The sequence below is a fragment of the Bacteroidota bacterium genome (assembly GCA_020402865.1).
Classification (GTDB): Bacteria; Bacteroidota; Bacteroidia; order Palsa-965; family Palsa-965.
The window spans coordinates 96,167-110,719 of record JADBYT010000015.1 but is presented as its reverse complement, the minus strand read 5'-3'; the positions used below and the strand labels follow the sequence as shown (position 1 = coordinate 110,719).

3 protein-coding genes are annotated in these 14,553 nt (G+C 46.1%); all 3 read right to left on the bottom strand.

Going from position 1 to position 14,553, the window contains the following annotated elements; genetic code table 11:
* Positions 1 to 79: 79 nt before the first annotated feature.
* Genes IM638_11425 through IM638_11415 form a run of 3 tightly spaced genes read right to left on the bottom strand, consistent with a single transcriptional unit; the run spans position 80 to position 14,551 of the window.
* Complete coding sequence (locus IM638_11425; protein MCA6363638.1) at positions 80 to 7,414, bottom strand: hypothetical protein; 7,335 nt, start codon at positions 7,412 to 7,414, stop codon at positions 80 to 82.
* Positions 7,415 to 7,425: 11 nt separating this feature from the next.
* Positions 7,426 to 8,115 (bottom strand): hypothetical protein, encoded by a 690-nt coding sequence (locus IM638_11420; protein MCA6363637.1) that lies wholly within the window; start codon positions 8,113 to 8,115, stop codon positions 7,426 to 7,428.
* A 1-nt stretch (position 8,116) separates the two neighbouring features.
* Positions 8,117 to 14,551, bottom strand: coding sequence for a hypothetical protein (locus IM638_11415; protein ID MCA6363636.1), 6,435 nt, complete (start codon positions 14,549 to 14,551; stop codon positions 8,117 to 8,119).
* Between the last annotated feature and the right edge of the window lie 2 nt (positions 14,552 to 14,553).

The following is a 14,553-nucleotide window of genomic DNA, read 5'->3' as shown; positions in this document are numbered from 1 at the left end:
GACATCATTATCACTTACGATAGATGAGCAATTAAGAAATATAATTGCACAAAAGACACCTGCGAACAAAATCTTCATATTATTCAATTTTTTTTCCTGTTGAATTTTGGAGTTTAATTCCGAATACCCAATCTTGGGGCTTAACTAATAAATCACCGAATAAACCTTTTTCATGTCCCGATCGACTGAATGGTGTCGCTTCTTCTACTTCAACATTAAGAGTAGACGACTTAGTAACAGTTGAAAGCAAAGTCATTTTTAAATGTGGTTCATTATTTGCATCTGTAGTTATTCGCAGTTCAACTGTATGACTTATCCAACCTGCTTTTGGTCCAACACCTCCAGAAGTTGAAAATTCAAGTCCAAAAATTCCACCAGCAGAAACAGCCATTTGAAGTTGTACAGGATCACCTGCAAAATAACTTGTTACAACTAAATTTGCAACAGTTGGATCAGTTGGAGAAATTGTCAGAAGGTGAATAGTTGAAATAGCTGCTACATGATTCATAAGGCTAGGATATGGATATTCAACAAATGATGTGGTTGAAATCCAACTTTTATCAGAACGGGTACCAAAAACCCATGCTCCATCAGCATTTTTAGTAATTCTCACTCCTAAGTCCATTCGAGCTACATCAAATGTCAATGGCGTCATAGTTTGAGAAATAAGTTTTTCATCACGTGACAACCTTGGACTTTCATTCCAAGAGGCGAGAGTATGTCTCTCATAGTTGCTATTTCCCCATACAGTACTTGAATATAATTGCTGTGTAAAGAAATAATCTTTTTCACTAATAGTATGAGAAATAATAAACTCCCTTTGGTCTGGGCCTTGTCCATCACCGGGTGTTTCTCCTGGCATTGGTGTACCTGATTCAGTTGCTAATTTCCACTCCATTCTGGCCTGAATTGAATTTCCAGAACCAGACTGTCTCAAATCACTAGAAAAACCCAAGGGATCGCCAGCTCCATTCACATCCACCCTTGCTATTGGAGAGTTTGTACAATACGCATAAGGGCTTTGTGAGGTATATACTTTTTCCAATGGATCAGTAGAAAAGAATCGTCCTAATGACGGACTAAAGATTCGTTCACCCAAATCATAGGTAGAACCAAAAGATCCATTGATTTCCACATCACTTTCTTTACCATTAAATCCAAACTTATACCCCGGTGCATTATGAGCACGCCCACTCAACGGCGCACCAAAGGCTGAGTAATCTGTAGCCGACTTCACATCCGCACTATAATACAACGTTTGTGCAATCGCACTCGGATTTTGAACAGGCAACAAACGATCAGTCACCGTCACCAGCACATTACTAAGATGGTTCGTCAACTCATACACCTTCTCCCCAGCCTTGCGCAGCAAGCTGGTAGTAGCAATAGCCGTAGCCGTGCGCGATATTACATTGATTGTATTGTTCTGCTCCGGCTCAAACTTCAACTCCGCCGCAGTTACCCCTTCACCCGAAGGATCAACAATGCCAATACGTGATGAACCATACATCGTCCACTCCTCCACCTTGTACTTATCAATCCGGTACGCCGCATTGTTCGGATCCACCGTTATCGTGCGGTTATACGTCGTCAACACATTCCCCGCCGCATCACGCACATAATACGTGTATTTCCAATCCGCCTGTGGCTTCAACCCATTCGCATCCCGCGTCTTCACAATCTTCAGCACACGCTGACCCATGGCATCGTACCCAAACTCCAGATCGGGAGGATACGTCACCACACTGTTCACCGTTTTGCTAAAACCGTTCACGCGCGTTATCGATTTAATTTTACCATACACATTCCATTCAATGCTCGCAATTCCCTCGCTCGCATCGCTCACTAAGTTACCAATTTGATCGTAACTATAGTTATTCGCGGCCTGATTTTCCAAATCATCCTCATAACTCGCCGACTGCGCACCACCCACCGCATCGTTCACCGAAGTCAGCTTATTGGTCCCGCTCTGGTAGTTATACGTCAGGTTATCCATCTGCCAGAGTGCGGCCGTACCATTACGCTGCTGAGTCAAAATATTCCCATCCGCATCGTACGTAAACTTGTTGTAATACGCCGACTTACCCACATTCGCATCCTGCGTAAGCACCGCATAAGACTGCGTAGTACCCGTAGGTCCGGGGCTAACCGTAGTCTCCGTCCATGCCTTATGTTCCAGCAAACGGTTCAACTGATCGTACTTGTAAACATTCTTCATCAGCGGCATGGCCGAGGGTAACGCATTGGTATTGGGCTGCATCAACGCCACACCCATTGCTTTAATGTTACCATTGTACAGGTCGCGCGCAGGGTCATCAAAACTCGCCGTAAAATCGGCCAATGCCGCCGCTCCGTCGCTGTGTACAGCCTCGTAGTCATTATGCACCACGCTGTTCGCATCCGTATAGCTGCTAAAGTAGTGCAGCATAAATCCGTACGCATCGGCACCCGTCATTTGGTGCTGGTTGGGCATGTTGGCATTCCAGGCCAGCGTGCTTGCATCATTACCCACATCGCTGGTGCGGTTCAGGTGCGCGGCATTCACGCCCTTCACCCAGCCCTGTATCGTGTACAGGTAATCCATGCCCTGCACCTTGCGGTCGCCAATTTCGGTACGCGCCAAGGGGCCGTGCAGGTAAAAATCATACTTCGCATCCTGATCCCAGGTGTGGCCGTTGCGGCTCGTATAGACGTTGGTTACCCGGTTGTCTGCGTCGTAATAATATCTATGCCGGAACTCATCGTTCTGGCCTTTCTGGTAGGCTACTTCGTTTACATTGCCGCTCACCAGATCGTAACTGTATTCTACTTTTTTGTAGCGTTGGTAGTGGTTGGTAGCTGTGTTGTCCAAACGGGCAAGATCGGTGTATTCCTGTATGAGTACGTTTACATTGCCGTGTACATCGTAGCTGTAGTGTGTGGCATAATCGTAGGTAAGATCATTGCCGTCGTAAGTCTGTTCTACGGTTACGGAAGCTACGCGCTTGCGCAAAAACTGCTGTCCGCCCGCAAACTGCCCCGCTACGGGGTTGCCGGCCATGGCTGCATCGTAATAGGTTTTGGTTACCTGCTCGCGCACAGGCGCGGCGGCTACCCAGGCAAGGTAGCTGGCTTCATTGTCTAATACAGGCTGTGTAATAGCGGTGTTGCTCTTTAACTGGCCTACTTCCACCATGCGGCCCAGCGCATCGTAGGTGGTGTAGCTGTACCAGTTGCCGCCTTGTGTAATACCCATAGCGGCCTGCTTGGCATTCTGCGATACACGGATGCGGCCCAACTGGTCGTACCAGAAATTACTCTGTCCGCCGTCGGGTGTGCTTTGCCATACAAGCTGGTTGTAGCTGTCGTATTTGTACTTGGTCACAAAGGTGTGCGCAGGCACTAAACTGTTGGTGCCGTTTTGGCGACCTTGTGCTATAAGCTGTCGTTTGGTTTGCGGACCCACGGTGGCGTTCAAATCAAGCACATCCACGCCTTTGGGTGGCACGGTGCGGGTAAGTGCACCCGACTGGTCGTAGTAGTAGAGTGTAAAATGATGTTCGCGGTCGAGGTGTTCCACCCAGAAGGTTTCGGCAAACACGCCCTCAAAACAGGCCGCGCGGTAACCGGCGGTAAACTCGGCCAGCAGTTGCTGGTTTTGTTGGTTGTAGGCCTGCTGGGCGCTCCAGTTGGCAATCAGGCTGGCATCGTCGGTGCAGGGCTGGCTGTTCTGGTTGCAGTCAATAAGTGCGGGTACGGGTTCTACGGTGCCGGCTTGTCCGGCTGCACCTTCGGGGTAACCGAGGTTGGTGCAGTTGGCGCGCCAGTTGGCTACCTGTGCGGCCGTAATGGCCGGCGTAATGGTTTGGTTAGTTACCGGATCGAGTGTTTGTGACGTAAGTACGGCTGCAATGTAAGCGTTCTGGCTGGCGTAGTTAGCCTGTTCGGCGGGTGTGAGCAGGCTCCACTGGCTCACCAACGCGGTGAGCTTGTCGCAGAAACAGTTGTTGTAGGTGGGGCAGGGTCCATCGTTGCTGCCGCCGCAAAGCTGGTAATTGCTGGTAGTAGCGCAGCCGGTAATAAGGTGGTTAATGGTAGCCGTGCCGTTAGAAGAAGTAAATACTACGGTACGTCCGTTGGCCGCAGTGCCTTCTGAAGCACCGGCAAAAATCGAAAACTTACCCCCGCCATTGTCCACGGCAATATAGTCGGGTGTGCTTACGTAGCTGTTTATAGCGGCTACCAACGCGGTTTTCAAATCGGCCGGTGTGGCAAAGTTGCCGCTTATGCTGCCGGTTATGTTTACGCTGTTTATGGTAATGCCCAGCTGGTAATTGGCCGAAGCCGATACGGTGGTAATTTCAAACGAGGCAGAAGCAGCCGTTTTGCACACATCAAGAGCGGCCACCAGGCTGTTACCATAGTTGGTGGCGGCTGTAACGGGGTCGGGATCGTTGGCAATGTTTTGTAAAGGCGTAATCAGGTCGGGAGCCAGAAGCTCAAAGCCGATTACGTAAGCCGGATTGCTGTTGCAGTTGTCGGCCACTGCATCGGGCGGGGTGGTATTGTCGCAATAGCGGGTACAGCCATACGCGGTTGCATTGCGCTGATCCATCAGCTCATATTTCTTCTGCAGGTACATGCGGCGGAAGGTCTGCCACAGCAAATCGTTGCAGGCGGTGGTGTAAGTGAGTGTACAACCGGTGCTGTTAATGTAGTTAATGGCTGCGCTGTAAATTGTACTCAGTTGCCCGTTCATGGTGCTGTATTGCGATGCACCTTCGCCGCCGGCTGCAAAATAGGGATCGCCGTCAAGAATGTTACTGCCTCCGGTATTGAAGTTGAGCGGTGCCGCAGTAGCCTGTGCAAACGTGGTAGCCATGAGCAGTTGGGCATCATACGCTTTGCTGGTTTGGGTTTTAATGCACCATTCGTAGTGACAGAACTCGGGATGGAACTCATACAAATGTCCGCCGCTTCCCTGTGTAAGTGTGGTAATGCCCGAACTGAACGATTGCATGGCAAAGCCCGGCTGTGCGCTGCTGCGCAAGGCGGCCCAGCTTTGAATCAGGTTACCATTGGCATCGCGGAAGTTGGCAGCCGTCCATGCTGTTGTGTTGTTATCGGCCCAGAGGTTGTTGATGAGCCAGTTGTTATTGATGGTAGAATTGGTGGCATTGATATTATCAAAATACTGCCCGCCGGGCGAAAGATCGGCCGCCATCCGATTCAGCAATACATCGCAGTTCGACGTATTGGGCAAAGTTTCCACACAACCGCTCTGGCAGTTGTAAATAAAATCAATACGCGGCTGGCCGGTTAAGTTCAGGCGGTCGGCCTCCGTTTCACACCAGGTAGAGCAGGCTGCAATACCCTGACACTCGCTTAGATCAATGGTAGCCGCATACTGCGCCTGAAACCACGCCAGATCATGCCCGCAGGTGCCCGGCAAAGCCTGCATTACACCAGCCTGATAGGTTTGCAAATCACTTTCATCGAGCACTAATTTTTTCTCAATCCGGTAAATACCGATGTGCGGGAAAGTAACCGTAAAATCATGCACCAGATTGCTCGGGTTAATGTGTGCAAAGGTCTGATGCACCACATGCGGATTCTGGTTGTCCTGAATCGCCGTATTACAATCATCAAAAATGGTGATCTGTAGTTTGTATTTACACGCAAATTCACCAAGCCCGCAAAGCGCGGCATATTGCGCAGGAGTAAGTTCATAATGGAAGTTGTGTGTTTCATTGGCCAGTTCCACCATGTAGTTACTTTGCATCACCATGCCGCCCGTATTTACATCGTAGCTGTTAAGGGCATCAAAGTGTTCGCGCAGCAGGGTACCGGCTCCGTTGTAACTGGCAATGGCATCCAATGCGGCGGGCTTTTCGCCGGTAAGGGCGGTAGCAATTACACGGCCCGCTAGATCCTTATATACTACGCTGAGTTGTCCGTTGGCATCGCGCACGTATTCTACGCTGTAATGCTCGGCATAACCGGCTTCGGTGCCAAAGAGGCGGTCGATGCGGTCTTGCATCGGGCGGGCGTAATAGAGTTGTGTTTCGTGTCCGCTTCCCATAGCGTGCGCCACACCCGGGCCCGACTGCATTTTAGCCCGGCCATCTTTGTCGAATACCATCATTACGTATGGATATTCTTTGGCATCAGGCAGCGCCACGTTAAAGGCATCGCCCGCCGCAGCGCGGTTGTTGTTTGGCGAATAATAACGCGAAGCACCTGCCTGCGCCGAAAGCTGAGGCCCCGACGAAGGCAAACAGGCTGCGCTGTTGTAGGCCGCATCCTTGTCAAAATCCTGCTTTGTAAACGGCTGTCCGGCCGCATTGAGCGTATAGCTCTCGTAAAACTTCAAACTATTGCTGAAGTTTACCGAGGGCGCGGGAAGTGTGCTTAATGCCGCACGGCCTTCGTAGTCGTAAAACTGCTCGCCGATAAGGCTCACATTTTCCGAGTTGAGTAAGGTAATGCTCTGCCGGTTACGGCCACTTCCATCAAAATAGCTTACCACTTCTTTGTGCTTGCCGTCTTCGGCGTAGGCGATACTGTAAGTCCAGTTGCGATACGGATCAAGGTTATCCACATCGCGGCTATCCTGATTACTCCACACACTCTCGCGGCGCTCATCATTGTTGGTCCCCCCACGGAATACGGCACGCACACGCAAAAACACGGTGCCTTTGTCGTAAATGGTGTTGATTACATAATGCTGCTCACTTACCGTAACACGGGTTGACTGATCCATGTCGGGCGTAACGGCGGCTGTGGGGTTTTCGTAATTCACAAAGTACCATTCCAGGTCGTATTCTACAGCGCCCGGCACATAGTTCCAGTGTACGTCTAAGGTGCGGTTGGTAGAGGAATACACATAACCCAGCACAGGCGCAGTGCCCTGATCGAAATTGTAATAGCGTGTGGTCTTAATCGAACTTTCGATAATAATGTCTTGCGGAAGCGTGGCATTCACACCATTTATCTGCACCGAGGTAACGGTAAAAATGGTGCGGTAACCCGGTGCCGGCGAACGATAAGTGGCCAGATCGGTATGTACCGCCCCGCCCTGTGGGTCGAGTACAAGCTGAAGGGCTACAGCCTCCGGTGTACCAATTACTGCACCTGCGGCAGTGTAGCGCACTAAGGTACCGGTCACATCAAGCGTTTGCACAGCGCCAAAATAACTCCGCGCTCCGCCCGTCCAGCGCATCTGTATGTAGTTTTCTGTGCTCAGGTTCACAAAATCCGGCGTACAGGTGCTGGGATTACTCGTACATACGTACTTATCATCCTGCACATTCAGTACGGCGTTGTTTATGATCTGGTCACCAAACAGCCGGGCCGAGCGGGTTTCTACCGCGGCGTGTACACTGCTAAGGGTGGCCATTACAAGAATCAGCAAAAGGGCAATGCGCTTCATCATGGGGTGGGGTATTATTCGATAATGAGATGATAGGATTGATAAGCCGGTGAAGCAGTCCATGAACCACTTTTCTTAACCACAAACTTTTTTTCGTCAAATACATTCGACGCCGGTTTGGTGGTAGAGATTCCCGAATACACGATTACCGCTTTATATACGCCGTAATCATTTTCATCGTCCGAAGGCGGATAATAATATTCCAGTTTACGGATGAAATAATCGTTGGTATCGGCATACACTTCAATGCGTTTAATGTCGGCCGATTGGGTATAAATAGTATAATGAATCAGCGAACCTGAAAATCCACGACGCACCACCGAATCATTGGCCGCCAGCAGCGAATCCACATTAAACAATTGCTGTTTGGGCTTGCGGACTGCTTTATCGGCGGCAGGCAGACAAATGATTTCCTTGCGCTGATGGTCGGCAATTATCGAACAATCGCCATTGATGAGCGTTTCAGTAGCATTGAACTTGCTGTAATAATTGCCGCCCGAACGGTGCATGGTGCCTTTACCGAACACCGTGCCTTCCTTGTCCTGTGCCGTTTCGTAAATGCGCACATTTACAGACATGGATAAATACTCCGCTTTCTGATAAGCCTGCGAAATTCGTGAAAGCTCACCATTGGCAGCACGTACACCCGAACACAGCAATAACACTGCGGCCAGCAAAACGGTCTTAATCGTGTGCGTTTGCATATTAGTAGTTTGTGCGGGTGTTAATACGACCTTCTTTCAATGTCTTGATACCTTCGCGGGTTTCCTTACGCACTTTCACCAGATGACCTTCGTCGTCGTAGTTGTAGAACGTAGCATAGTTGTTCTCGTCGAGTTCGGCCATCAGTTTGAGTGTGGTCTGGTCATATACAAACGTTTTGGCCTGCCCGTCGAACGGATGTACACGCAAATCGTCGAAATACACCGGAGTGTTTAGCATTGTAGCCGTATTGCGCAGTACAACCTTCACTGCAGTTACCCCGCTGGCGGGTACAGTAAATGTCCCTTGCAAACGCTGCCAGCCGTCGATAATGGTATTGTCGTTGGCCGAAATAGTTTGGGTAGAAACCAACGAAGCGCCGTTGTAGAATTGTACCTGAATTTGTCCGGAGGTATAATTCGAAGCGGTGTTCACCGGCAGCGGACTACCGGTTTGTTTTACCCAGCCGCTTACTACGTATGTTTTTCCGGGAGTGTAAGCCACTTTACCCGTACAGTAGGGGTTATTAAGCGGCATGGTGGTAGAAACAAGGTCATTCCAGGTAAGCTGATACATACGCAGCGGATCCATAATGGCATCGTACTCTGTACCGGAGAACACGTTATAGTTGTTTTCCGCACTTTCACCATTCAGAAGTTCAAGGCTGTAACGGCCCGTATGATGCTCATTGGTTTTGAGTTTACTAATAAACCCGCCAAAACCCCAATGGTCATAATTCACTAAAGAACTTCCTGAGTTAGCAGTCAGGCATGAATTAAGCATCTGGTAATCTTCAAACCCGTCAGAACCAATTTCGCGGTATCGGGCGTTGCTACCTACCATCGTGGCAAGGCTTGAATTGTATTCGTAGGTGGCCGATGAGTAATTACCAAGCGGATCGCGGTTTTCCAGCTCAAAACCGAATGGCGAATACATTGTTACCGTGCTGGCCAGAATCCAGTTCGGATGACTTGCAGCGGGGTTGCGCCAGTCGAACGTATTGAAATCGGCATAAGTACCGTCTTCACGAATATTGTCGTTCTGATTACGCTGCGTGCGGTAAGCATACGACTTATACGCACGCCAGTTGCCCAGAATACCGTTGCGGTAGGGATTCACGACATCAGAGGTGAAACCAAACTCAGCACTGCAATTCTTGCAATCCGAAGCCCAGAAATCGCTATACTGTACTGCCGAGGCATTAATTACTTTGTCGAAACTAAACGTACCACTTGCAGGAGCGCTGGCAGACCAGGGTGTAAATCCGTTTATGGTTTTAAACGATACTCCCCCCGCCGAAGCCGTAACCATATTGCGGTGACCTGAGCGAAGTATGGTAAGGCTCTTTATGGTAGAAGCATTGGGCACCAGCGTACCATTGGCGGCCATAAGATCTATATAATTGTTCCCGCTTACATTCGGCCCCACTTTATATACCCAATACAATCCATCAGCAGAGCCTGTGGCAAAGTCGATATACACTTCATCGCCCGGCTCAAAATAATCGTGCGCCGTTTTGCCCGAGGGCACAAGTCCGGTTAAATCTACACGACCACTGCTGCCTACACTAAGCGTAGTATTGGCAGGCATATCCAGCTTAACACGGTAATTGCGGTATGCGCCCTGCATACCTGAATAATACCAGTGCGCAGGATAAGCCATGTTATATACGTCGTCTTTGTAATCGTTGGTTACCTGTGTAAGAATGGGCTGTGCTGTTTCTAAGTCGTAAGCCAGATTCTTTGTCGAGATTACAGACTCGTCAGTGGTTACTACCGTTTCTTTGAGTAAGCCTGAGCGGTGTACTATTTTGTGGGTAACAATGGTGCGCATGCTGGCCTCAAAGTGGGAGGTGGTGGGAATGGGCATGAGGAAGAATGCAAAAGGTGTATTCTGTAAATCAAGATTTACATCTAGCCCGATTGTACGACTGCGTTGATAGTCTTCATTCATATCTACAAACACCTCTTCACTTTGCCCAACAACTGCATATTTATAGAGCATTTGATTAGATGCTGTAGCATCAGGATTAATAATAGCTACTTTATTATTTAAACGATTAGAACGACTTTCATCGTAAGGGTCTTTGGTGTCGTAGAAAAATTCAACTTTTGAGATAAGTTTGCCTTTTTCTTCAAACTGATTTGTATTACGAGTATATGTGGCAATGGACTTAGGTTTACCTGCCATATCGTTCAATTCAATGAGATAGCCTTGTGTGCGCGCCTTACGTGTAATTAATCCCGCATAGAAACCAGGAACAAGCATCGGTCTGTATATTGCCCCATCATTATTCATGTCAGTTTCATCCGCATATACTGGAAATTCTTTAGGAGAATAGAATGTGTATTCAGAGATAGGGGCTGATGAAAATAACAGAGAGTTTGAAGGTAAATTATTTTGAGATGCTTCGGCAGAAGCTAATGAAGGTGCTATACTCTTAACAATTATACGTCGGTATCCCACACTTGGAGCAGGGTAGTAATTATCGAGCACAGGATTTTCGATGTAAAGTTGTTGAGGATTTTTAATTTTAGTAGATAAGGGATACTCTTTAGGGGTATATAATGCACTTTCATCTTTTCCTAACATTGGTTCATATGCTACTCCGCTAGTTGCACCATTTTCCATTTGGTATAAATATGTCTGGCCATATTTGTTGGCATCCTCATTAGGTGTATTCCCAGAAACAGACTTAACCCAGTGATCATTTAAAGTAAGCTCTTTAACTCGAACTCCCCCACCAAATTTTTTCCCATCCCCATCAGAAAGTCGGATTACAGAAAAACCATTGAGTCTCATCTCTGAGGAGAATCCTTTGGTAAATGCGATATTATTAAATCCTTGGGCAAGTATGGAAGCTAATTCATTAATTACAGGAACTACAGTGCCTACAGTATTTACAACTTTTTCTTTCCAATTATTAGCGTATGGAACTGCATTATATAACAACTCCTGTCGACTTGATTTTAAATGCCGAAATGCTGCCTTACGAAACGGATGTACAAAAGGAGGCACATTGGTACCTATTGTATTATTGATAATATTAATTTCATTTAATCCTTCTTTTTTAAGAGTAATATACCCGACTGTTGGGGACTCAACCCCCACATAATTCAACAAATTATTATTATCAATGATTACATCAGCCCAACCTGAAACATAATCCCAGCTATTAGCCTGATTAAGCGAAAAGTTTCCAAGTAACTTTGTATATGTTCGGAAATAAATCTGACTACTGCCTTTGAGGTATTGATCTTTAATATAATTAGACCCACTAACGTCATTCACATAGGAACTTGGAAGTGTTTCATGAAGTTTGAAATATATGCGATAATTATTATCAGCGGTGGGATCTGCAGAAGAATTATCTATAAAATCTATAGAAGGTGAGGAATACCCAGAACGTGCATCAGTGGCATTTTCGGTAGTAATATCAAAAAACTCAACACAAGGTTTGTCTTCATTGTACGAATAGTCATCAAGTTCATACTTAATATCCATAGTCCCCCCAGATGGCATACGTATAGATGTAAGTGCCCATGCACTTGCTAATTCTTCTGATCTGTTAGCAAAAGGTCCATTTAAGTATGGGGATTCAAGCGACTGAGGTGATGACGAATTTCGATAATCCATCTGATCGGTTACCGCATAATTCAAATATGGATAACCGTTGGAAGAATAAGTAGATGAGTTGGGTTTATAGTTTCCCCAACGATCCATATCACCTTCATTGTATGAAGGATTAAAAGTAGAATAAGTAAACTGATATGGGCTTATCTGTCCTCTATTGGAGTTAAGGTATGAAAACCATACTTTTTTTAATGTTAACTTCCCTTTGGCTGCGTTTAAGTCTATACTATTTACTATTTCAGGAGTACCATCATTATTATTCACATTAGGGCATAAACTGTAATCATAGGCAAAGTGAACAGTTTTAATTGGTACAGCTGCAACAGGATTTAAATTATATTCTGCTTTAGAATATAATTTAATAGACTCAATTCGCTTCATAGCATCCGTACCTGTACCAGAATTAGCATTGACATCGCCAGACGCTTCTTTTGAATCTTTTCTATCACCTAAATTGAAAACAGCTAAGTGGGTTTTTGTTTCAATTCGGTCAAGTAAAAAGATTTGTTTCTCACCATAAGTGTAATATCCCATATCGTCAGTGGGATCATTTTGATTACCCTGAATATATTTCGCTCCATGATAAGGTACTCGCCATGAGTATAACGAAGAGGCTTTTACGTAGTTAAATTTCACCCAGTAACCATAATCATCTTCTGTTGGGCCATTCCCTGTAATATCCACATAATCAGAAGAAACTACTGATGTCAGCAGCCAACTATGCACATAGGAGGGCAAAGTTGATTCTGAATAGTATTCATTGAATATGTTATTAGTAATAATAGAATTATTATTCACATTCATCTGGCTTGAAGGAATAGGCGTATTTGAAGTATTGTAAGTTAATCCAGACGTTTGATCCAAAATAAATGTGACTTCTTTCTGGCTCTCATTATATGCGGGTAAAGCATAATTGTATCTCATACCATCGGCCTGAAGCATACTTATTTCGGCAATGTGATTAGAGGGGCGATTGGTTAAAAGTTGGCCTCGAGAGATTTGAGACGATGAAGAGTAACCGTTTCTTACATTTACTTTAGAGGCAATATTAGGTATTTGCAGGTTTAAAATATCCCCCACATAGTTCACCTCGATATTAGTAGATCGGGCTGCACGTATTGGTTTAACTCTGGATCCTGCACCGATAGTTAAGGATGCAGGATTATATTCTTCCGTTCCAAGTTTATCTGTAGCTACAAATTGTCTTTCAGACCAGTCTGGATCATTACTTTTGGTTAGTGCTATTTTATAGGCGGCATCTCCGCCACCCCATTTATCCAAAAAATCATCTCCAACTAACACTCCATTTTTTTCACCGATAAGTTGAAAAAACCAGGGTTCATAGTTTGTAAGTGTGGCCGCAGCTTCATCATCAAAACCAGATAGCGCAGTCTGATTATCAGGCAGTAAGCCATGATTAATCCACATACCGGAAGAGTTTAGACCTGTACCAATCGCAATACCAAGACCTAAATGCGAGGTTGTTGGGTAGGCACCCAGTTCAACATCAGCAGAATATGATTTTGTATTAGTCTCCTTTCTTGGAGATGAAATAATTGCCGCCTGATTTCGGATGGGTCTGAACATACCTCCAGTACCCTGCCCCGATACACTAAATAAGTCGTAAGTTAACGATGAGGGTGCTAGGTTGGGAACCTTTTTCGAGTAAGGAATATTTTCTCTCGCTACATCATTAAGTGAATTTTCATAGTCATCACCAACTCCAATATTCAGGAAACCGTAGGCTGCTCTGTTTTCATTACCATTGTTAGCTACTTCTGTTTCGTTATAAACACCAGACCATGAAGAGTAGGTTTGAGCATAATATTTTCCAAATGGCTCCGGAGCGGGAGGGTTGGGCGGATTAGGTACCGATGTACCAAAATGAATACCAAAATTTACTGTAGTATTATTCATAGGTAATCCAACAGAAGGAACGCTCGATAATCTTCCGAAAGAAATAAAACTATTTGTGGAAACACTACTTGTACCGGACATTTTTTGTTTAACATAATGAACTTTCCCGCTCAGTGTTGTAGAACCTGCAAATGATGAACCTTGAAAACCCTCTCTGGAACTAAAGCTCATCGAGTAAGTTCCATCTATATTAGTTTTTAATAATTTTGATTGATTCTCAACACTTAATGAAGGTGAAATGCCTATACCATTTTGAGAATCAAAAACTAAGTTTAACCCTGCATTCAATTGAAATCTGCCTAATTTAAGAGACTTATTACTTCTATCAGCTAAAGTCGCTCTAACTCCTAATCCCCTATAGCTATTGTAATAAATCTGACTATAAAATCTTGGCGCATTATTAATGTTGGTAGGCTGCCCAAACATTTCCTCTTTAGCATACTTCTCAAGAGGCAAAGACGGCAAATTCAACCCTACTGTCCAATCCTTCTTCAAATGATTTTTAGTAGTCACCACTTCCCCCGCAAAATCATCCGGCAACCCTCGCAAATTCCTATTAATCGCTCCCACGTTAATATTCCAGCCAAGCCCCACCCAGCTTGCTTCCTGTTCCATACCAATACCAGAGTGGTAGGCCAGGTTAATGGGATATCCGCCATTGGGACCGGGCACCGAAAGCAAAGGCAGGTTGTAGGTAAAATCGCCCGTATAGAGATCGACCATGTCAGAGGTACTGGCCGGTTCAAACGAGGCAAATTCTTCCTGGGCAGGGCCTGAGGTTAAGGCAAAGGCAGCCACAGGCATGGTGAACTCGGCAAGCAGGTTCAGTGCAATGTAGGCGGCCACAATGCGGGCCCATTTTTTCTTGTGGATATTGGTGAACATCATAG